Origin of the sequence: Streptomyces sp. NBC_01341 (assembly GCF_035946055.1) — a bacterium.
GTDB lineage: Bacteria > Actinomycetota > Actinomycetes > Streptomycetales > Streptomycetaceae > Streptomyces.
Map to the genome: position 1 here is coordinate 4138970 of NZ_CP108364.1, position 21361 is coordinate 4160330.

The window sequence follows — 21361 nt, forward strand, 5'->3', positions numbered from 1 at the left end:
CGGTGCGTGGGTTCTATGCGCAATCCGGTCGGGCCGCTTCCCTCCAGCATCTATTGGCGTCGGAGAGCAGTAGCGGTGCTCGTGATCGCGCTGCTCGCGGCGCTGGCCGCATGGGCCGTCACCCGGGGTGGCGGCGGCGGACCGGGCACGGACGACGGCAAGCCGGGCGGCACGAGCCCCGCACCGTCCATCACACCCGGGCCCTCGGGTTCGGGTCCGATCGTCGGCCAACCTCCGGGCGGACGCGACGAGTCGGGCGGCTCCGGCACGGACGGTGGTACCGGCGGGGGTGCCGGTACCGGCGGCGCGGCGGGATCGGACACCGGCGCGGGCGGTTCCACTGGCGCGGCGGGTTCCGCGGGTGCGGAAGGTTCGACGGGTTCGAGTGCCGGCGCGGTCGGTGGAAGCGCGGGCCAGCAGGTGCCCGCGGGTTCCTCGCTCCCCAACTGCAAGCCGACGGCGCTGCAGTTGAGCGTGAGGACGGACAACAGCTTCGGTCCCGACGACAAGCCGCGCTTCCGGCTCACCGCCAGGAACACCTCGGCCGCGGACTGCAAGGCCGACTTCGGGCCGAAGAACGCCGTGCTCACGATCACGGCGGCGGGAGAGGACGACGAGCAGCTGTGGTCGTCCCGGGACTGCCCCCGTTCCGGGGCCGTGTTCCTGAGGATCCCCGCGGGAGCGACGGTCGTCCACACCGTGGAGTGGGACCGGCGGCGGAGCGCGCCCAAGTGCGCGACACCGCCTCCCGGAGCCGCGGCACCTGGCACGTATCTGCTGGAGGCCAGGATCCCCGGCGAGAGTGTGCAGCGGGCGTCGTTCGTCCTGGCCAAGGACTGATTCCCGGCCGAGGGCGACGCCCGGGCGATGGGTCCGGGCGCGGCAGCCGCAGGGGCATCCGTCAGGGCGGCGGCAGGCGTCGTCCGGGTGACGGTGGCAGGCGTCAGGAAGCGCGGCAGCCGTCAGGACCGCGGCAGGCGTTCCGCGCGGACCCGGAACGCTCCCGCGTATCCCTCAGACGTACCGCTCCAGGATCGAGGACTCGGCCAGCCGGGAAAGGCCCTCGCGCACGCTCCTGGCCCTCGCCTCGCCGACGCCGTCCACGGCCTGCAGGTCGTCCACGCTCGCGGCGAGCAGCTTCTGGAGGCCCCCGAAGTGCTCCACCAGCCGCTCGATGATCGTTCCGGGCAGCCGCGGCACCTTCGCGAGCAGCCGGTAGCCGCGCGGTGAGACCGCCGAGTCGAGTGTCTCGGGCGAGCCGCTGTAGCCCAGCGCCCGCGCCACCACGGGGAGTTCGAGCAGCTCGGTGTGCGTCAGGGTGTCCAGCTCCGCCACCGCCTCGGCGACCGTGCGGGACCGCTTCGCGGTCGGCTCGGGCACGTAGTCGCGCACGACCAGTTCCCGCTCCGGCTCCACGCCCGCGATCAACTCGTCCAGCTGGAGCGACAGAAGACGCCCGTCGGTGCCCAGCTCCACGACGTACTCGGCGATCTCGGTGGCGATCCGGCGCACCATCTCCAGCCGCTGCGAGACGGCCGTGACGTCCCGGACGGTCACCAGGTCCTCGATCTCCAGCGCGGAGAGCGTGCCCGCGACCTCGTCCAGCCGGAGCTTGTAGCGCTCCAGCGTGGCGAGGGCCTGGTTGGCGCGGGACAGGATCGCGGATGACTCCTCCAGGACCCTGCGCTCCCCGTCGACGTACAGCGCGATCAGGCGCATCGACTGGGAGACCGACACCACGGGGAACCCGCAGGCCTTGGAGACACGGTCCGCGGTGCGGTGGCGGGTGCCCGTCTCCTCGGTCGGGATCGAGGCGTCCGGGACCAGCTGGACGCCGGCCCGCAGGATCTTGGTCATGTCCTTGTCGAGGATCAGCGCGCCGTCCAGCTTGCACAGCTCGCGCAGGCGCGTCGCGGTGAACTCCACATCGAGCACGAATCCACCGGTGCACATGGATTCGACGGTTTTGTCCATACCGAGAACGATCAGCCCGCCGGTGTTGCCGCGCAGGATGCGTTCCAGGCCGTCACGAAGGGCCATTCCGGGCGCGACCGCGCTCAAGGAGGCGCGCATCAGCGCCTCGTTCCCCGTGCCTTGGCCGGACTTTCCGGGCGTTGCTGCCCGGTCGTTGGCTGCCACTGCACTCCTCCGGTCACAGGTTTGCGGTGCCCTTGCGTCCCTCATACCGTTCGTACGGACGGGCGAGACCAGGGCAAAGTCTACCGGCGTGCGCCGTCGTCCTGTGGTCCGTCCGGGCGAGACCGGCGCGGAAGGACTCTCAGAGCGTCTCCCATGTCGGCGACCTCCGTGACCTTCATGCCCGCGGGAACCTGTCCCGGGTCCCTGGGGACCAGGGCGTGCTTGAACCCCAGACGGTATGCCTCGGCCAGTCTGCGCTGCACCCCGGTCACCCTCCTGACCTCACCGGCTAGCCCCACCTCACCGATCGCGACCAGGTTCTTCGGCAGCGGTGTGTCGCTCGCCGCGCTGGCCAGTGCCAGGGCGATCGCGAGGTCCGCGGCCGGCTCGGTGAGCTTCACGCCGCCCACGGTGGCGCTGTAGATGTCCCGCTTGCCGAGCGCGCTGATCCGGCCCCGCTGCTCCAGGACCGCCAGCATCATCGAGACCCTCGACGTCTCCAGGCCCGAGGTGGTGCGCCGGGGTGAGGGGATCTGCGAGTCGACCGTCAGCGCCTGCACCTCGGCGACCAGGGGGCGCTTGCCCTCCAGGGTGACCGTCAGACAGGTGCCGGGGACGGGCTCGTCGCGGCGGGTCAGGAAGAGCCCCGACGGATCGGCGAGACCGGTGATGCCCTCGTCGTGCAGCTCGAAGCAGCCGACCTCGTCCGTGGCGCCGTACCTGTTCTTGACACCGCGCACGAGCCTGAGGCGCGCGTGCCGGTCGCCCTCGAAGGACAGTACGACGTCGACGAGGTGCTCCAGCAGCCTCGGTCCGGCGATGGCGCCGTCCTTGGTGACGTGGCCGACCAGGAGCGTCGACATGCCGCGCTCCTTGGACGCCCTGATGAGCGCGCCCGCGACCTCACGGACCTGCGCCATTCCGCCGGGCGCGCCATCGATCTCCGGCGAGGCGACCGTCTGCACGGAGTCGAGGACGAGCAGGGACGGCTTGACCGCGTCCAGATGCCCCAGGACGGCGGAGAGATCGGTCTCGGCGGCCAGGTACAGGTGGTCGTTGATCGCCCGGATGCGGTCGGCCCGCATGCGCACCTGGCTCGCCGACTCCTCGGCGGTGACGTAGAGCGTGCGGTGGTCGTCGCTCGCCGCCTTCGCCGCGACGTCCAGCAGCAGCGTCGACTTGCCGACGCCCGGCTCGCCCGCGAGCAGCACGACGGCGCCGGGCACCAGCCCTCCGCCGAGCACCCGGTCCAGCTCGCCGACCCCGGTCGAGCGGGCCGTGGCCTGGCGGCTGTCGACCTGGCCGATCGGCACGGCCGCGGTGGAGACCCGGCCGGCCGCGGTCGTGCGGACGGCGGGGGCGCCGCCGAACTCCTCGACCGTCCCCCATGCCTGGCACTCCGGGCAGCGGCCGAGCCATTTGGCGGTCGTCCAGCCGCACTCGGTGCAACGGTAGGACGGGCGGTCCTTCGCGGATTTCGTACGGGCAGCCATGGCGTCACCGTATAGGTGAGGTCCGACAGCACCGGCCGTGGGAGCGGTGGACGAACATGTGCCCGATGCGCCGATTCCGGGGGAATGCGGAATTCCCGTCCGCTTTGGAAGGAGAGCATCACCCGTAAGGATTAAATGTCGGAAAGTGCCGTCAGAGGTTCGACCTCGTCTGCCTACGGTCGCAAGGTGACGAGCAGCAGGCTGGAGACCTCCGAACGCACCACCGGCGCACACCGGGCGCACCGACGCGCGGCGCACCCGTCGGCGCAGCGACCGTCCGCACGTTACGAGCCGCACCTCGACGGCCTGTTCACCTACTGCCTCTCCGTCCTCTGCGACCACGAGGCGGCGACCGACGCCCTGGGGCTCGTCCTGGCCATCGCCGAACGGCAGCACGGCCGGTGCCCCGAGGCCGAGGAGGAACGTAAATCCTGGCTGTACGCCCTGGCCAGGTGGACCTGCCTGCGTGTGCTCACCGAGCAGCGCCGTGGCCGGCAGGCCCACCGACGGCAGTCCGTCCCCTCCCCGCCTCCCGCCGTCACGCACGGTTCCCCGGAGGAGGCGGCGGACCCGGGCCGTCACGCGGAGTCCCCGGCGTCCGAGGCGCGCCGGCGGGAACTCGCCCAGCTGGCCTGGCCGGAGGCCGCGGGCACCACACCCGAGCAGCGCGAGGCGCTGGAGCTCGCCGTGCGCCACGGGCTCACCTCGCGCGCCGTCGCCGCGGTCCTCGGCCTGGACGTCGGCAGCGCCCGGGAACTCCTGGCCGGGGCCGCCTGCGAGGTGGAGCGCACCCGCGCCGCGCTCGCCGTCGTGGAGAAGGGCGACTGCCCCGCCGTGGCCAGGCTCACCGGCACGCACCAGGCGCTGCTCTCGGCGGTCCTGCGCAGCGAACTCGTCCGGCACGTCGACGACTGTCCCCGCTGCCGCCGGGCCGCCGAACGGGCGGGGGCTGCCGGGCCCTGGCCGGGGACGGCCGTCGGCCCCGTCGCGTCGCTTCCGGTCGTCGAGGCACCCCGCCCCTCCGTCCGCGTCGCCCTGGCTCACGCCCGGCGCTCCAGGTCCGGCGCCCCGCGCTTCGGCAGGACGGGCTTCCCGCTGGACCCGAAGGACCATGCCGCCCGCCGGGACCGGCTGCGTGCCCGGGTCGTGACGACGACGGTGGTGGCGACGGTCGTCGCCGCTCCGGTGATCGCCCTGTGGGCCGCCTACCGGGGCGCCCCGCACACGGGGGAGGGGCGGGACACATCGGTCACCGCGACGGACGTGGACGTGGAACCGGGTCCCGGCGACGAGGCGTACGACCACTACGAGAACGCGGGCAATGCCCGGCCCGAGGCGGACGACAGCTTCACGGACAGTGCCCGCAGGCCCGACGTCTCCGCTGAGGTCGTGAGCGTCGGGGCCTCCCCGGACGCGGCGGGCACGCTCGCCGTCTCGGCCCGCTCGGCCGGGGGCCGTACGACGATCACCCTGACGGCGACCGGCACCCGCGCGGTCTCCTGGTCGGCGCGGGCCCAGGCCCCGTGGCTCCGCCTCAGCCGCTCGTCCGGCACGGTCGCGCCCGGCCGGAGCGTCACCCTCCAGGTGTTCGTCGACCGCGCGGCCGAACCGCGCGGCCCCTGGACCGCCCGTGTCGTCCTCGCACCCTCGGGCTCCGCCGTCGCGGTCACCGGCTACGGCGCGGGCACCCCGCATCCGGGGAGCCCGTCTCCCGGGCCGTCCTCCGAACCACCGGGCCCCACGCATTCGTCGCCGCCCCCGACGCCCGATCCGACCCCGGACCCGACGCAGTCGCCGGACCCGACGCCCACACCGACGCCCACGACGGATCCGACCGACCCGACGCCGTCACCCACCGGCGAGCCGTCGCCGCCCGAGCCCTCGTCCGGCTCGACGCCTCCGGACGAGCCCTCGGAACCGGCCGGCTGAAGCCCGCACGCGACGGCGGCCCGGTCCGCGGGGCGAGGAGCTCACACCGCACACCGGGCCGCCGTCGGAGCGGGCGGGAGCCGGACCGCCTCAGGCCGGGTCGGCCGGATGCGGGGCCATCGGGAGCAGCGACGCCAGCCGCTGCTCGCACAGCTCGGCCAGCCGGTCGTACGCCTCCTTGCCCATCATCTCGGTGAGCTCGGGCCGGTAGGACACGTAGACCGGATCACCGGCACCGTGCGCGGAGGTCGCCGAGGTGCACCACCAGTGCAGGTCGTGACCGCCGGGGCCCCACCCGCGGCGGTCGTACTCACCGATCGAGACCTGGAGCACGCGGGTGTCGTCGGGCCGCTCGATCCAGTCGTACGTCCGGCGGACCGGCAGCTGCCAGCACACGTCGGGCTTGGTCTCCAGCGGTTCCTTGCCCTCCCGCAGCGCCAGGATGTGCAGGGAGCAGCCGGCGCCGCCCTCGAATCCGGGCCTGTTCTGGAAGATGCAGGAGCCCTCCCAGCGCCGGGTCTGACGCTCGCCGTCCTCGTCGACGCCGACCCAGCCGGTCTTCGCGCCGACGTCGTGGAACTGCCAGATCTCCGGTGTGAGCCGTGCGACGTGTCCGGCCACCCGCTTCTCGTCGTCCTCGTCGGAGAAGTGCGCGCCGAGCGTGCAGCAGCCGTCGTCGGCGCGGCCCGCCTGGATGCCCTGGCAGCCGCTGCCGAAGATGCAGTTCCACCTGGACGTGAGCCAGGTCAGGTCGCAGCGGTAGATCTGCTCGTCGTCGGTCGGGTCGGGGAACTCGACCCAGGCCCGCGCGAAGTCGAGCTCCTTCTCGTCGGGCCCGCCCGGCCCTGTCGTTTCCGGCTGCGGCATCTCCTGCTTCGATCTCGGCTGCTTCTTCGTGGCTTTGTCCGGCTTCGCCTTTTTCGTCTTTGGCACGCGCCCAGAGTAAGCCGCAGTAGCGTTTCCGTATGAGACTCGGAGTCCTCGACGTGGGTTCGAACACGGTGCATCTGCTGGTGGTCGACGCCCACCCCGGTGCGCGACCGCAGCCCGCGCACTCGCACAAGGCGGAGCTGCGGCTCGCCGAACTCCTCGACAAGAATGGGGCGATCGGCCCCGACGGCATCGACCGCCTCGTGTCGACGATCGCCGGAGCCCTCCAGGCGGCCGAGGACAAGGGCTGCGAGGACGTGCTGGCATTCGCCACCTCCGCCGTGCGCGAGGCGGGCAACGCCGACCAGGTCCTGGCCCGTGTCCGGGACGAGACCGGGGTGGCCCTGGCGGTCCTCAGCGGTGAGGAGGAGGCCCGGCTGACCTTCCTGGCAGCCCGCCGCTGGTTCGGCTGGTCCGCCGGGAAGCTGCTGGTCCTGGACATCGGCGGCGGTTCGCTGGAGGTCGCCTTCGGCCTGGACGAGGAGCCCGACGCGGCCGTCTCGCTGCCGTTCGGCGCGGGGCGCCTCACCGCCGGCTGGCTGCCGGGCGATCCGCCGGACCCGACGGACGTACGCGCTCTGCGCCGTCACGTCCGTGCCGGCATCGCCCGTTCGGTCGGCGAGTTCACCCGGCTCGGACCGCCCGACCACGTCGTCGGGACGTCCAAGACCTTCCGGCAGCTCGCCCGGATCACGGGGGCCGCCCGCTCCGCCGAGGGGCTGTACGTGCAGCGCCTCCTCACCCGCAAGGCGCTGGAGGAATGGGTGCCGAAGCTGACGGCGATGACCGTCGAGCAACGCGGGCACCTGCCCGGGGTCACCGAGGGACGCGCCGCGCAGTTGCTGGCCGGGGCGCTCGTCGCGGAGGGGGCGATGGACCTCTTCGGGATCGAGGAGCTGGAGATCTGCCCCTGGGCGCTGCGCGAGGGCGTCATCCTGCGGCGTCTGGACCACCTGCCGACGGCGCAGGCGGTCCTGGCCTGATCCCGCCGGGGGCGGTCATGGTCCTTCTCACTTTCCGCCGGGGTCCCTGAAGGAGGCGCTCCGCTGCCCGTACGCTGTCCTGGTGGCAGAACCAGTGGTGCGCATCCCGGATGCGAAGGTCGCCCTGTCTACGGCCTCCGTCTATCCGGAGTCGACGGCGACGGCCTTCGAGATCGCCGCGCGCCTCGGTTACGACGGCGTGGAGGTCATGGTCTGGACCGACCCCGTCAGCCAGGACATAGAGGCGCTGAAGCGGCTGTCGGACTACCACCAGGTGCCGATCCTCGCCGTGCACGCGCCGTGTCTGCTGATCACCCAGCGGGTCTGGTCCACCGATCCGTGGGTGAAGCTCCAGCGGGCCAGGGACGCCGCGGAGAAGCTCGGGGCCTCCGCGGTGGTGGTGCACCCGCCGTTCCGGTGGCAGCGCAACTACGCCCGCGACTTCATCAGCGGAATCTGGCGCATGGCCGACGAGACCGATGTGCGCTTCGCCGTGGAGAACATGTACCCGTGGCGCTACCGGGACCGGGAGATGCTCGCGTACGCACCGGCCTGGGACGTCAGCAACGACGACTACCGGCACTTCACCGTGGACCTCTCCCACACCTCGACCGCGCGTACCGACAGCCTCGCGATGGTGGACCGGATGGGCGACCGGCTCGCGCACGTCCACCTCGCCGACGGCAAGGGCTCCGGCAAGGACGAGCACCTGGTGCCCGGCCGGGGGGACCAGCCGTGCGCGGAACTGCTGGAGCGCCTGGCCCGTACCGGGTTCGACGGCCACGTGGTCATCGAGGTGAACACCCGCCGGGCCATGTCGTCCGCGGAGCGCGAGGCGGACCTCGCGGAGGCACTGGCCTTCACCCGGCTCCACCTGGCCTCGTCGGCGCGGGCGCCCCGCTCGTGACGTCCGGCGCCGAAGGACCGGCCCCGCGGCGCAGGGGCCGCCCCTCCCGCACGGCGCACGGCGAGGGCCCCGACGCCAGGACCCGCATCCTGGAGGCGGCCCGCGCGGAATTCGCCGAACGCGGCTACGACAAGACGTCGATCCGCGGCATCGCGAAGGCGGCGGGTGTGGACTCCGCCCTGGTGCACCACTACTTCGGTACGAAGGACGAGGTGTTCGCCGCCGCCGTCGAGGTCTCCTTCGAGCCGGCGCTCCTCATCCCCTCGATCCTGGGCGGCCCCTCGGAGGATGTCGGGGAGCGGCTGGCCCGCTACTTCATCGGCGTGTGGGAGAACCCCGCGTCCCGGGCGCCGCTGCTGGCGATCCTGCGGTCCGCCCTCACCCACGAAGCGGCGGCGAAGGTGCTGCGCGGCTTCGTGCTGCGCCGGCTGCTGGAGCGGATCGCGGCGGACCTCGACGTGCCCGACCCGACCTTCCGGGCGGAGCTCGCGGCCTCCCACATGATCGGTATCGCGATCCTGCGGTACGTGATCCAGGCGGAGCCGCTGGCGTCGGCCGATCCGGAGAAGATCATCGCGATGGTGGCCCCGACGCTCCAGCGGTACCTGGCCGAGGACTGAGCCCGGGGCGCCCGGCCGGCCCTCCGTCCCGCCCGCGCTTCGAGCACTCCGTCCCGCATATCGGACGGTCTGTCCAGATCTTGGCACGGTAGGCGTACGCTCGGGAGCAGTCTTTTCTGTCGAAGGAGCGAGCGACGATGCCCCAGCTGAGGTCCCGCACTGTCACCCACGGCCGCAACATGGCGGGCGCCCGCGCCCTTATGCGGGCGTCCGGCGTAGCCAGTGAGGACATTGGCAAGCCGATCATCGCGGTGGCCAACTCCTTCACCGAGTTCGTGCCAGGGCACACCCACCTCGCCCCCGTCGGCCGGATCGTCTCCGAGGCGATCAAGGCGGCGGGCGCGGTGCCCCGCGAGTTCAACACCATCGCGGTGGACGACGGGATCGCCATGGGACACGGCGGCATGCTCTACAGCCTTCCCTCCCGCGACCTCATCTCGGACAGCGTCGAGTACATGGTCGAGGCCCACTGCGCCGACGCCCTGATCTGCATCTCCAACTGCGACAAGATCACCCCCGGCATGCTGATGGCCGCCATGCGCCTCAACATCCCCACGGTGTTCGTCTCCGGCGGCCCGATGGAGGCCGGGAAGGCCACCCTCGTCGACGGCACGGTCCGCAAGCTCGACCTGGTCAACGCGATCAGCGACGCCGTCGACGAGAGCGTCTCCGACGAGGACATCCTGCGCATCGAGGAGAACGCCTGCCCCACCTGCGGCAGCTGTTCCGGCATGTTCACGGCCAACTCGATGAACTGCCTGACCGAGGTCCTCGGCCTCTCCCTCCCCGGCAACGGCTCCGTCCTCGCCACCCACACCGCCCGCAAGGCGCTGTACGAGAACGCCGGCCGCACGGTCGTCGAGATCACCAAGCGCTACTACGAGCAGGACGACGAGACCGTCCTGCCGCGCTCCATCGGCACCCGCGCCGCGTTCGACAACGCCATGGCGCTCGACATCGCCATGGGCGGCTCGACCAACACGATCCTGCACCTGCTCGCCGCGGCGGAGGAGGCCGAGCTCCGCTACACCCTCGACGACATCAACGAGGTCTCGCGCCGCGTCCCCTGCCTCTCGAAGGTCGCCCCCAACGTGGCCCCCGGCGGGACGTACTACATGGAGGACGTCCACCGGGCCGGCGGCATCCCCGCGCTCCTGGGCGAACTCCACCGCGGCGGGCTGCTCAACGAGGACGTGCACGCGGTCCACTCCGACACCCTCGCCGAATGGCTCAAGGAATGGGACGTCCGGGGCGGCTCCCCGTCCCCCGAGGCCGTGGAGCTCTGGCACGCCGCCCCCGGCTGCGTGCGCAGCGCGACAGCCTTCTCCCAGTCCGAGCGCTGGGACACACTCGACCTCGACGCGGCCGGCGGCTGCATCCGCGACCTGGAGCACGCGTACTCCAAGGACGGCGGCCTCGCGGTCCTCAAGGGGAACCTCGCCGTGGACGGCTGTGTCGTGAAGACGGCGGGCGTCGACGAGTCGATCTGGACCTTCGAGGGCCCGGCCGTCGTCTGCGAGTCGCAGGAGGACGCCGTCGACAAGATCCTCCGCAAGGAGATCAAGGAGGGCGACGTCGTCGTCATCCGCTACGAAGGGCCGCGCGGTGGCCCCGGCATGCAGGAGATGCTCTACCCGACGTCGTTCCTGAAGGGCCGCGGCCTCGGCAAGAGCTGCGCCCTGGTCACCGACGGCCGCTTCTCCGGCGGCACGTCGGGCCTGTCCATCGGGCACGCGTCGCCCGAGGCGGCGTCCGGCGGCACGATCGCCCTCGTCGAGGACGGCGACCGGATCCGGATCGACATCCCGAACCGCTCGATCGACCTCCTCGTCCCCGACGCGGAGCTCGCCACCCGGCGCGAGGCGCTCAACGGCGTGTACGCGCCGAAGAACCGTGAGCGCAAGGTGTCGGCGGCCCTGCGCGCCTACGCGGCGATGGCGACGAGCGCGGACCGGGGCGCGGTCCGCGACGTCTCCAAGCTCGGCTGACCCGCGACCCCTTCCCGTCCGGCCCCGTCCCTGGTCTCACCAGTGGGCGGGGCCGTCCGCGTCCACGGCGAACACGGACCCGTCCGGGGCGGTCGCCACGACGCTCCGTCCGAGCACGACGGGGGCGGGCAGTGACGAGGCGAGGCCGAGCCTGCCCTCCCTCAGCCGGGGCCGCGTCTGACCGAGCAGCGTCCCGTGCACCGTGTCCACGGCCAGGAGCCGCCCGTCGGCCGCCGAGAAGTACAGCCGGTCCCCGGCGCCGAGCACCGGGGCGGAGGTCAGTCCGACGGCCGTCTCCAGGCGCCACCGTGCGGGCTTGCGGCCGCCCGCCCGGATTCCGACGGCCAGCAGGGTTCCGCCCCGCTCCAGCAGATAGGCGGTGTCGCCGGCCACCACGACCTCGGGCCCGTTCATGCGGAACGGCAGGGCGACCCGCACCGCGCTCCGGCGCCCGGGGTCGTAGCGGACCAGTCCGGTGATCTGGGCGTCGCTGTTCATCGCGGTCAGCACGAGCTCCCCGCCGGACGTCCCGGCCGGGGTGAGCATGCCGTCCAGCCGGTGCCGCCACACGGTGCGGCCCGTGTCCGCCCCGATCGCGGTGACGAGCGTCGCGGTCCCGTCCGCCGCGTGCTCGAAGGCGTACGCCAGTCCCGTCGCCGCATCGTGGAACGCGTAGGACGGACGCTCGATGCCGGGCAGCGAGTGGTGCCAGCGGGACGTGCCGGTCGCCGCGTCGAGGCCCTCCGCCGTGCCGTCCTGCCGGACCATCAGCAGGGTGGCGCCCGCCGGGAAGGGGACGTCCTGGTATCCGGAGAGTTCCGCCCGCCAGACCGGGTCCCCACCCTCGGCGGCGTACGCCCTCAGCGGCCCGCCCGGCGACGCCGTGTACGCCGGCCCGCCCGGTGACGCACCGAGCTCCGGCGCCTCGGCGGAGTCCTCCCGGTGCGCCCAGATCACCCGTCCGTCGGCGGGGTCCAGCCGTGCCGTCCCGTATCCGGCGGCCACGCAGTACAGGGCGGAACCCGCGGGCGAGCACGACGGGGTCGACCCGGACTCCGAGCTGAGTACCGCCCGCCAGGGTACGAAGGCGGCCCGGAGCCCGGCCTCGCCCCCGCCCTGCCCCGGTGTGGTGGAACCGTCTCCCGCTGTCGCGGCCCACAGTCCGCCGGCCACCAGTGTGAGCACCACGGCGCCCGCCGACAGGAGGGCGGCACGCCTGCCCTTCCCCGTGCGCGTCGAGGGCGGGGGCCCTTCGGCGGACCGCACGTGCGTGGGCCCCTCTCCGGGACCGCCCCCGTCGGCAGCCGCCGTTTCGAGGGCGACGGGCCGCCGCTGGGCCGGTATGAACGCGGCCGCCTCGTACGACGGGGGGTGCAGCGCGGCCATGATCTCGTCCGGCGTGGGACGGTCCGCCGGGTCCTTCGCCAGGCACCGCCCTACCAGCGGAGCGAGGTCCGCCGGCACCCCCGCGAGGTCCGCCTCGTCGTGCACCACCTGGTACGCCACGATGTACGGGCTGTCCGAGTCGAAGGGGCCCCGGCCCGTCGCCGCGTGGACCAGCACCGCGCCGAGCGCGAACACGTCGGCGGCCGGCCCGACCTCCCGCGGCCGTTGGAACTGTTCGGGTGCCATGTAGGGCGGCGAGCCGATCAACTTGCCCGTCTCGGTGCGCAGATCACTGTCGTACGGCCGGGAGATCCCGAAGTCGATGACCTTGGGTCCGGAGTCGGGGAGCAGCACGTTGCTCGGCTTGAGGTCCCGGTGGATGACACCGGCACGGTGGATGTCGCGGAGCGCCTCGGCGAGCCCGGCCGTGAGTCTGCGCAGCTCGGCGGGGCTCATCGGGCCGTTCCGCTTGACCTGCGCGGAGAGCGTCGGGCCGGGCACGTACAGGGTGGCCATCCAGGGCAGGGCGGCCGCCGGATCGGCGTCCACGACCGGGGCTGTGAACGCCCCGCTGACCCGCCGTGCCGCCTCGACCTCCTGCCGGAAGCGAGCCCTGAACTCGGGGTCCGCGGCGTGCTGACGGTGCACGACCTTGACCGCGAGCTGCAGCCCGGACGCGGAGCGCGCCAGGTGCACCACACCCATGCCACCCGATCCGAGACATGCCTCGAGACGGTACTGCCCGGCGTACTCAGGATGCTCCGCTTCCGGATGTGATCCGGTCCCTCGCAGCGGCGGCATCGCCCACCCCCGTGTATTCGTGCGCATGCGCGACGCACGGAGCCTAGTCGATGGTGCGTGCGAGGAGCGTGGGGCTTGTTAGCCTGCGCGTCGTCATGTTCGCTGCTCGACGGGGGAGGCCCTCATGGGCGTTGGAGAGACCACAGGAACCACAGGGGGCGGCGCGGAGGCGGCGGCGCTCGCGGCGGATGTCGTCCGCTACCCGATCGCACCCGGCTACCGCGTCAACGTCCGCAAGGGGCCCGGCACCCAGTACGGCATCGTGCGGACCCTTCCGTACGGGATGAGCGTCCCGGTCTACTGCCAGAAGCCGGGGGAGCGGGTGTCAGGGCCGTACGGCACGTCGAACCTCTGGGACAACATCGCCTCGGGCGAGTTCGTGTCGGACGCCTACGTCCACACGGGCAGTGACGGCTACATCGCGCCGCGCTGCGACTGACGGAGCACGCGCCCGCCCTGGGACAATCGATCCCGTGAGCGAGAAAAACGAAGCACCTTCAGGCAGCCCGGCGCGGGACGGGAGTGCCCCCGGGCCGCAGCCCGAATCCCTCCGTTTCTTCGGTACGACCTGGGTCGACCACGACGGCGGTTACGGACTGCGGCGCGCGGGGGTGACCGTCGGCTCGCTCGCGGCGGCCGTCGCCTCGTGCTTCGTCCTCCGCTTCGCGTACCAGGGCCTGGAGATCGCCGAGGTCGGCGGCTTCGTCGGCCTGCTGGTGGTGCTGATGTTCGCGGTCTGCAGCGCCATCGCCTTCCGCAAGACCTGGGAGGGCTTCGGCAGCCGGTCCGCCGACCCGTCCCAGGACGACAGGCTGCGCGGGCTCAAGTCCATCGGCTTCATCGGCTCGCTCCTCGCCTACTTCCTCCGCTCGTTCGGTGAGGCGCCGGGCGAGAAGCTGCGGCGCACGGAGTACGAGACGGCGCTCGCCCAGTACGAGAAGCGCCGCTCGAACCGCGCCGGCCACCCCGGCTCGCGCACCAAGGCGAAGGGGAAGCGCCCCGGGCGCCGATAGCGGCGGCGGATCCGCTTCCGCGCGCGCCGGGGCGGAGAGAGATGAGGCATGACCTCGTCCGCGCCCCGCGCCCACTCCGTTCCCCGTGCCCTCTCCTTCGACAGCGCCGCCGGGCGGTACGCCGCGGCGCGCCCCTCCTATCCGCCCGGTGTCCTCGATGCCGTCGAGGAACTGTCCGGCCGGCCCCTGAGCGGCATCCGCGCTGTGGACGTCGCTGCGGGGACGGGCATCGCGACCCGGCTTCTGCACACCCGCGGCGCACGGGTGACCGCAGTCGAACCGGGTCCCGGCATGGCCACGGAACTGCGCAGGTCGCTGCCCTCGGTCCCGGTCGTCCGGGGTGACGGCGACCGCCTGCCCCTCGCCACCGCGTCGGCCGACCTGATCACCTATGCGCAGGCATGGCACTGGACCGACCCGGACCGCGCCCTTCCCGAGGCGCTCAGGGTCCTGCGCCCCGGCGGAGCCCTGGCGCTCTGGTGGAACGTCTCCGACTACTCCGTCCCCTGGGTCGTGGACCAGGGCGAGCGGCTGCGCCGTCACCTCGGCGCGGGCGACAGCGCTCACGGCACGCCGGCCGGCGCCGGTTCACGGAACCTCGCGCGGTTGTCCGGCGGAGAGTTCGCGCGACGACTGCTGCCGTGGTCCCGGACCGTGCCGGTCGACACGCATCTCGCCAACCTCTCCAGCCACTCCGCCTTCCTCGTGCTCGGCGCCGACGGTGAGGAGTCCACCCAGGGGTTCATGGACGAGGAGCGCCGCCATCTGGCGGCCGTGTTCCCCGACGGCATGGTCGAGGAGCGATACGTCGTCGAGCTCGGCGTGCTCGTCCGCTGAATCCTCCGGTCGGACATGCCGCATCCCTTGACGTGGCCGCTTCGACGGGATCAATATTCATCGCATGATGAATTATTCGGGTGCCGCGAACGCGGGGGCCGTCGAGGCCCGTGCCCTCACCGTCGTACGAGGAGACCGCACCGTCCTGCGCGGCCTCGACTTCACCATCGAGCCAGGCAGGATCACCGGCCTGCTCGGCCCCTCCGGCTGCGGCAAGTCCACGCTCATGCGGTCCGTCGTCGGCACCCAGGCCAACACCACGGGCACGCTGAACGTCCTCGGCCGGCCCGCCGGACACCCGGCCCTGCGCCCCCGCGTCGGATACGTCACCCAGGCCCCGTCCGTCTACACGGACCTCACCGTCCGGCAGAACCTCGACTACTTCGCGGCCGTACTCCGTCCGGGCCGCCGCCACCGCGGCGACCGCGAGGACACCGTCACCCGCGCCATCACCGACGTCGATCTCACCGGTCACGCAGACGCCCTGGCGGGCAACCTCTCCGGCGGCCAGCTCAGCCGGGTGTCCCTCGCCGTCGCCCTGCTCGGCACCCCCGAGCTGTTGGTCCTCGACGAGCCGACCGTCGGTCTCGACCCCGTACTCCGCCGCGACCTGTGGAACCTCTTCCACACGCTCGCCGCCGAACGGGGCACCACCGTCCTCGTCTCCTCGCACGTCATGGACGAGGCCGAGCGCTGCCACAGGCTGCTGCTGATGCGCGAGGGCGCGATCCTCGCCGACGAGACCCCCGAAACCCTTCGCACCGCGACGGGCTCCACCACCGTCGAGGAGGCGTTCCTCCACCTCGTGGACCGAGCCGCCGCCACCCCCCGGGAGACAGCCCGATGAGCACCGACGCCCCCGTACTCACCCCGGCCAGGACCCTGGCGACCGCCGCCCGCGTCCTGCGACAGCTCAGCCACGACCCCCGCACCATCGCGCTGCTGCTGATCGTCCCCGTCGTGATGATCACGCTGCTGCGCTACGTGTTCGACGCGAACCCCCGGACCTTCGACTCCATCGGAGCCTCCCTGCTCGGCATCTTCCCGCTGATCACGATGTTCCTGGTGACCTCGATCGCCACCCTCCGCGAACGCACCTCGGGAACCCTCGAACGCCTCCTGGCCCTGCCCCTCGGCAAAGCCGACCTGATCGCCGGGTACGCCCTGGCGTTCGGCGCGATCGCCGTCGCCCAGTCGCTCCTGGCCACGGCCACGTCCGTCTGGGTCCTCGGCCTCGACGTGGTCGGCTCGCCCTGGCTGCTGCTCCTGGTCGCCCTGCTCGACGCACTCCTGGGCACCGCACTCGGTCTGTTCGTCTCGGCCTTCGCCGCGTCCGAGTTCCAGGCCGTCCAGTTCATGCCGGCCGTGATCTTCCCGCAACTGCTGCTGTGCGGACTGTTCACCCCGCGCGACCAGATGCACCCGGTCCTCGAAGCCCCCTCCGACGTACTGCCGATGTCCTACGCCGTCGACGGGATGAACCAGGTCCTCAGCCACACCGACGTCACGGCCGACTTCTCCCGCGACGTCCTGATCGTGGCGGGCTGCGCCCTGCTCGTCCTCTGCCTGGGCGCCGCCACACTCCGCCGCCGCACCGTGTGACGGGGCGGTGCGAGGATGGCGGCCACCACACGTACCGCGTACCGCGCACCGCCTCCCGGAGGATGAACCGCATGACCCAGACAGTCGCAGTCCTCGGTACAGGAAAGATCGGCGAAGCCCTGCTCAGCGGGATGATCCGGGCCGGCTGGCGGGCCGCCGACCTGCTGGTGACCACACGCCGTCCCGAACGCGCCGAGAAACTCCGCACCCGCTACGGCGTCGAGGCCGTCACCAACGCCGAAGCCGCCAAGAACGCCGACATCCTCATCCTCGCGGTCAAGCCCCAGGACATGGGGACGCTCCTCGGCGAGCTCGCCCCCCACCTCACCGCCGACCGCCTCGTCATCAGCGCGGCCGCGGGCATCACGACGGCATTCATCGAGGACAGCCTCGCCGAAGGAACCCCGGTCGTACGCGTCATGCCGAACACCCCCGTCCTGGTGGACGAGGGCATGTCCGTCATCTCGGCCGGGCGGCACGCCACCCCCCAGCACCTGGGCCACGCCGAGGCCATCTTCGGCGGTGTGGGCAAGACCCTCCGCGTTCCGGAGTCCCAGCAGGACGCCGCCACCGCCCTCTCCGGCTCGGGCCCCGCCTACTTCTACTTCCTCGTCGAGGCGATGACCGACGCCGGCATCCTCCTCGGACTGCCCCGCGCCCAGGCCCACGACCTGATCGTGCAGGCCGCCATCGGCGCCGCGGTGATGCTCCGGGACAGCGGCGAACACCCCGTCAAACTCCGTGAGGCAGTCACCAGCCCGGCCGGAACCACCATCAGCGCCATCCGGGAACTGGAGAACCACGGCGTACGGGCAGCGCTCATCGCGGCGCTCGAAGCCGCTCGCGACCGCAGCCGTGAGCTGGCCACGGGCAACGGCTGACCCGCTACCCCACCGCGGCCACCAGTTCCTCGGTGCGCACCACGCTCGCGAACCCACCGCCGTGCAACGTCACGGCGGTGGCGCGCGACAGTTCGTCGGCGCTCAGCTTCCAGCCCCACGGCCCCACCTGATCAAAGGTGTACGTCGCGTCGAGCGGGAAGAACACCTCGTAGCCCAGATTGCCACCCATGCGCGCCGTCGTCTCCGCGCACATGTTGGTCTGGATGCCCGCCACCACGATCTGTCGCACCCCGGCCTCCCGGAGCCAGGCATCGAGACCCGGGGTTCCGTAGAAAGCCGAGTTCACCGACTTGGTCAGGAACAGCTCGGGCCCGGTGCCCTTTCCCCGCCGCTCCTCCACGTACCCCTTGAACGCGTTTCCCGGGTGACCCGCGCGCAGCGGCGAGTCCGGCTTCGGAGAGTCGTGCCGCACGAAGACGACGGGCCGTCCGCTCGCCTGCCACGCGTCCAGGAGCTCCGCGATGTTCCGGTCCGCCCAGGGGTTGTTGCGCGCCCCCCAGTAGTCCTCCTCCTCGAATCCCTGCTGTACGTCGACGACCACCAGCGCTGCGTTCTCCGCGATCTCCATGCCCACCACTCTCCTGGTGGGCGTCGCCCGCTGCCAGGACCACGAAAGCCATCGATCGATGCTTTACTGCCACGGTGACCGCCCCCGCGCACCACCCCGGCCGTATCGCCCTGGTCGCGTTCCCGGGGATCCGGGCCTTCGACGTCTCGGTCATCACCGAGGTCTGGGGCGTCGACCGCACCGATCGTGGGGTACCCGCCTTCGAGCTGCGCCGGGTCGCGGACAGCACCGCGGACGTCCGGCTCCGCGGCGGTCTGTCCCTCAGTCCCGACCGCACCCTGTCCTGGCTCGCACGGGCCGACCTGATCGTGATCCCCGGTCTCCACGACCACGAGACCCCCGCGCCGGAACCCGTCCTCGACGCACTCCGCCGCGCCCACGAGCGGGGAACGCCCCTCGCGGCACTCTGCGGCGGTGCGTTCACCCTCGCCCAGGCCGGACTCCTGGACGGCCGCAGGGCCGTCACCCACTGGAACCTCACCGATCTGCTGGCGACCAGCCATCCGGGAGTCACCGTGGTGCCGGACGCCCTCTTCGTCCACGAGGACAACATCTGGACCTCGGCCGGCACCGCCGCGGGCATCGACCTCTGCCTCCACCTGGTGCGGACGGCCTACGGTGCCGAGGCCGCGGCGACGATCGCACGTTCGATGGTCACGGCGCCGTTCCGCACGGGCACGCAGGCACAGTTCATCGAGCACCCCACCCCGCGCGCCGACCGCGACGCCGACGCGCTGGCCGAGGTCCGTACCCATGCGCTGACCCATTTGGCACAACCGCACACCGTGGCGGCACTGGCGGCCCGGGCCGGCATGTCCGCCCGCACCTTCGCCCGCCACTTCCAGGCGACCACCGGTACGACGCCGATGCGCTGGCTGATCACCCAGCGGGTCGCCGCGGCCCAGAAGCTGCTGGAACGCACCGACTTGGCCCTGCCCGAGGTGGCGCGACGCGCCGACTTCGGAAGCGAGATCACCATGCGCCAGCACTTCGCGACGCACATGGCCACCAGCCCGCGTGACTACCGGCTGGCCTTCCGTGCGCGGGACGACGAGGTCAGGGGTTGACACGCCGGTTGCGGGTCCGTAGTGTGCTCCGAGTTGTCCGACGTGAGCGCCGACCCCGGTCGGTCCCCGGACAGCCATTCCGCAGTAACCACCGAAAACCAGCGACATCTGTCGCGGCGTTTTTGCGTGCACGCGTGCGAAATGAGGAATCAATGTTCGAAGGAACCCCGATTAGCGTCGGGGCCGGGGATTCCGCTAAAGTCTCACTCGTCGGAAGGGCCCAACAGCCCGGATGGCAAGCCCCACTGACTGGGAATCAGGCCCGAAAGGATCTGATAGAGTCGGACTCGCCGGAAAGGGAAACGCGAAAGCGAAGAACTGGAAAGCGAAACAAGCAGTAGCCCGCTTCGACCGGGAATCGGACACGAAAGAGTCTGATAGAGTCGGAAACGCAAGAACGAAGGGAAGCGCCCGGAGGGCCCCGGTGAAACGGGACCGAAGGAAGCGTCCGTTCCTTGAGAACTCAACAGCGTGCCAAAAGTCAACGCCAGATATGTTGATACCCCGGCCTGCTTCGGCAGGTTGGTGGTTCCTTTGAAAAGTCCTGCGGGATCTTCGGATCCGGTAGGCAACAACAGCGAGGACGCTGTGAACAACCGGTCATATTCCGACCTGGTTGTTCCGCTCTCGTGTTGTGATCCCGATTACGGGAAAACATTCACGGAGAGTTTGATCCTGGCTCAGGACGAACGCTGGCGGCGTGCTTAACACATGCAAGTCGAACGATGAAGCCTTTCGGGGTGGATTAGTGGCGAACGGGTGAGTAACACGTGGGCAATCTGCCCTTCACTCTGGGACAAGCCCTGGAAACGGGGTCTAATACCGGATAACACTCTGTCCCTCATGGGGCGGGGTTAAAAGCTCCGGCGGTGAAGGATGAGCCCGCGGCCTATCAGCTTGTTGGTGGGGTAATGGCCTACCAAGGCGACGACGGGTAGCCGGCCTGAGAGGGCGACCGGCCACACTGGGACTGAGACACGGCCCAGACTCCTACGGGAGGCAGCAGTGGGGAATATTGCACAATGGGCGAAAGCCTGATGCAGCGACGCCGCGTGAGGGATGACGGCCTTCGGGTTGTAAACCTCTTTCAGCAGGGAAGAAGCGAAAGTGACGGTACCTGCAGAAGAAGCGCCGGCTAACTACGTGCCAGCAGCCGCGGTAATACGTAGGGCGCAAGCGTTGTCCGGAATTATTGGGCGTAAAGAGCTCGTAGGCGGCTTGTCACGTCGGATGTGAAAGCTCGGGGCTTAACCCCGAGTCTGCATTCGATACGGGCTAGCTAGAGTGTGGTAGGGGAGATCGGAATTCCTGGTGTAGCGGTGAAATGCGCAGATATCAGGAGGAACACCGGTGGCGAAGGCGGATCTCTGGGCCATTACTGACGCTGAGGAGCGAAAGCGTGGGGAGCGAACAGGATTAGATACCCTGGTAGTCCACGCCGTAAACGTTGGGAACTAGGTGTTGGCGACATTCCACGTCGTCGGTGCCGCAGCTAACGCATTAAGTTCCCCGCCTGGGGAGTACGGCCGCAAGGCTAAAACTCAAAGGAATTGACGGGGGCCCGCACAAGCAGCGGAGCATGTGGCTTAATTCGACGCAACGCGAAGAACCTTACCAAGGCTTGACATATACCGGAAAGCATCAGAGATGGTGCCCCCCTTGTGGTCGGTATACAGGTGGTGCATGGCTGTCGTCAGCTCGTGTCGTGAGATGTTGGGTTAAGTCCCGCAACGAGCGCAACCCTTGTTCTGTGTTGCCAGCATGCCCTTCGGGGTGATGGGGACTCACAGGAGACTGCCGGGGTCAACTCGGAGGAAGGTGGGGACGACGTCAAGTCATCATGCCCCTTATGTCTTGGGCTGCACACGTGCTACAATGGCCGGTACAATGAGCTGCGATGCCGCGAGGCGGAGCGAATCTCAAAAAGCCGGTCTCAGTTCGGATTGGGGTCTGCAACTCGACCCCATGAAGTCGGAGTTGCTAGTAATCGCAGATCAGCATTGCTGCGGTGAATACGTTCCCGGGCCTTGTACACACCGCCCGTCACGTCACGAAAGTCGGTAACACCCGAAGCCGGTGGCCCAACCCCTTGTGGGAGGGAGCTGTCGAAGGTGGGACTGGCGATTGGGACGAAGTCGTAACAAGGTAGCCGTACCGGAAGGTGCGGCTGGATCACCTCCTTTCTAAGGAGCATCT

18 protein-coding genes and 1 rRNA gene are annotated in these 21361 nt (G+C 70.8%); 14 read left to right on the top strand and 5 right to left on the bottom strand.

Going from position 1 to position 21361, the window contains the following annotated elements:
• The first annotated feature begins 15 nt into the window (after positions 1-15).
• Positions 16-840 carry a hypothetical protein gene (locus OG206_RS18320; RefSeq protein ID WP_327122318.1) on the top strand — a complete coding sequence of 275 codons (825 nt, stop codon included), beginning with the start codon at positions 16-18 and terminating at the stop codon, positions 838-840.
• Positions 841-1014: 174 nt separating this feature from the next.
• On the opposite strand, the gene disA is transcribed toward OG206_RS18320, so the two are convergent.
• Both disA and radA read right to left on the bottom strand, forming a co-directional pair.
• Entirely contained in the window at positions 1015-2139 is a 1125-nt protein-coding gene (disA, locus tag OG206_RS18325; RefSeq protein WP_327117380.1) for a DNA integrity scanning diadenylate cyclase DisA, read from the bottom strand.
• An 80-nt stretch (positions 2140-2219) separates the two neighbouring features.
• Positions 2220-3632: a DNA repair protein RadA gene (gene radA, locus OG206_RS18330; protein ID WP_327117382.1), complete on the bottom strand. Its 1413-nt coding sequence runs from the start codon at positions 3630-3632 to the stop codon at positions 2220-2222.
• A gap of 186 nt (positions 3633-3818) precedes the next feature.
• On the opposite strand from radA, the gene OG206_RS18335 reads away from it, so the two are divergent.
• Positions 3819-5561: a BACON domain-containing protein gene (locus tag OG206_RS18335; protein ID WP_442805863.1), complete on the top strand. Its 1743-nt coding sequence runs from the start codon at positions 3819-3821 to the stop codon at positions 5559-5561.
• A gap of 90 nt (positions 5562-5651) precedes the next feature.
• Here OG206_RS18335 and OG206_RS18340 read toward each other — a convergent pair whose 3' ends face one another.
• Positions 5652-6494 (bottom strand): hypothetical protein, encoded by an 843-nt coding sequence (locus OG206_RS18340; RefSeq protein WP_327117386.1) that lies wholly within the window; start codon positions 6492-6494, stop codon positions 5652-5654.
• Positions 6495-6526: 32 nt separating this feature from the next.
• Here OG206_RS18340 and OG206_RS18345 point away from each other — a divergent pair, with 32 nt between their 5' ends.
• The 4 genes from OG206_RS18345 to ilvD all read left to right on the top strand — a co-directional run bounded on the left by OG206_RS18345 (position 6527) and on the right by ilvD (position 10989).
• On the top strand, positions 6527-7474 hold the full coding sequence (locus OG206_RS18345; protein WP_327117388.1) for a Ppx/GppA phosphatase family protein: 948 nt from the start codon (positions 6527-6529) through the stop codon (positions 7472-7474).
• An 82-nt stretch (positions 7475-7556) separates the two neighbouring features.
• Positions 7557-8381 (top strand): sugar phosphate isomerase/epimerase family protein, encoded by an 825-nt coding sequence (locus tag OG206_RS18350; RefSeq protein WP_327117390.1) that lies wholly within the window; start codon positions 7557-7559, stop codon positions 8379-8381.
• A complete protein-coding gene (locus OG206_RS18355) occupies positions 8378-9001 on the top strand; it encodes a TetR/AcrR family transcriptional regulator (protein WP_327117392.1) in 624 nt (207 codons plus the stop codon). Before OG206_RS18350 ends, OG206_RS18355 begins: the two co-directional genes overlap by 4 nt.
• Positions 9002-9138: 137 nt before the next feature.
• Positions 9139-10989: a dihydroxy-acid dehydratase gene (gene ilvD / locus OG206_RS18360; RefSeq protein WP_327117394.1), complete on the top strand. Its 1851-nt coding sequence runs from the start codon at positions 9139-9141 to the stop codon at positions 10987-10989.
• Between the two features lie 36 nt (positions 10990-11025).
• Here the strand turns inward: ilvD and OG206_RS18365 are convergent, their stop codons facing one another.
• Positions 11026-13176: a serine/threonine-protein kinase gene (locus OG206_RS18365; protein WP_327122319.1), complete on the bottom strand. Its 2151-nt coding sequence runs from the start codon at positions 13174-13176 to the stop codon at positions 11026-11028.
• Positions 13177-13300: 124 nt separating this feature from the next.
• Between OG206_RS18365 and OG206_RS18370 the strand changes: the two genes are divergently transcribed.
• From OG206_RS18370 to proC, 6 genes are all read left to right on the top strand, one after another.
• Entirely contained in the window at positions 13301-13615 is a 315-nt protein-coding gene (locus OG206_RS18370; RefSeq protein WP_327117396.1) for an SH3 domain-containing protein, read from the top strand.
• Between the two features lie 34 nt (positions 13616-13649).
• The gene (locus OG206_RS18375) at positions 13650-14189 is read left to right on the top strand and encodes a hypothetical protein (RefSeq protein WP_327117398.1); all 540 of its coding nucleotides are present in this window, start codon (positions 13650-13652) and stop codon (positions 14187-14189) included.
• Positions 14190-14237: 48 nt separating this feature from the next.
• Positions 14238-15026, top strand: coding sequence for a class I SAM-dependent methyltransferase (locus OG206_RS18380; RefSeq protein WP_327117400.1), 789 nt, complete (start codon positions 14238-14240; stop codon positions 15024-15026).
• A gap of 64 nt (positions 15027-15090) precedes the next feature.
• Positions 15091-15873: an ABC transporter ATP-binding protein gene (locus OG206_RS18385; protein WP_327117402.1), complete on the top strand. Its 783-nt coding sequence runs from the start codon at positions 15091-15093 to the stop codon at positions 15871-15873.
• The gene (locus tag OG206_RS18390; RefSeq protein WP_327117404.1) at positions 15870-16628 is read left to right on the top strand and encodes an ABC transporter permease; all 759 of its coding nucleotides are present in this window, start codon (positions 15870-15872) and stop codon (positions 16626-16628) included. Before OG206_RS18385 ends, OG206_RS18390 begins: the two co-directional genes overlap by 4 nt.
• A gap of 71 nt (positions 16629-16699) precedes the next feature.
• Positions 16700-17509 (top strand): pyrroline-5-carboxylate reductase, encoded by an 810-nt coding sequence (gene proC / locus OG206_RS18395; RefSeq protein WP_327117406.1) that lies wholly within the window; start codon positions 16700-16702, stop codon positions 17507-17509.
• A gap of 4 nt (positions 17510-17513) precedes the next feature.
• On the opposite strand, the gene OG206_RS18400 is transcribed toward proC, so the two are convergent.
• Positions 17514-18098, bottom strand: coding sequence for a cysteine hydrolase family protein (locus OG206_RS18400; RefSeq protein WP_327117408.1), 585 nt, complete (start codon positions 18096-18098; stop codon positions 17514-17516).
• 74 nt (positions 18099-18172) lie between these two features.
• Between OG206_RS18400 and OG206_RS18405 the strand changes: the two genes are divergently transcribed.
• Complete coding sequence (locus tag OG206_RS18405) at positions 18173-19165, top strand: GlxA family transcriptional regulator (RefSeq protein ID WP_327117410.1); 993 nt, start codon at positions 18173-18175, stop codon at positions 19163-19165.
• Positions 19166-19822: 657 nt separating this feature from the next.
• A 16S ribosomal RNA gene (locus OG206_RS18410) occupies positions 19823-21348 on the top strand.
• Positions 21349-21361: the final 13 nt, after the last annotated feature.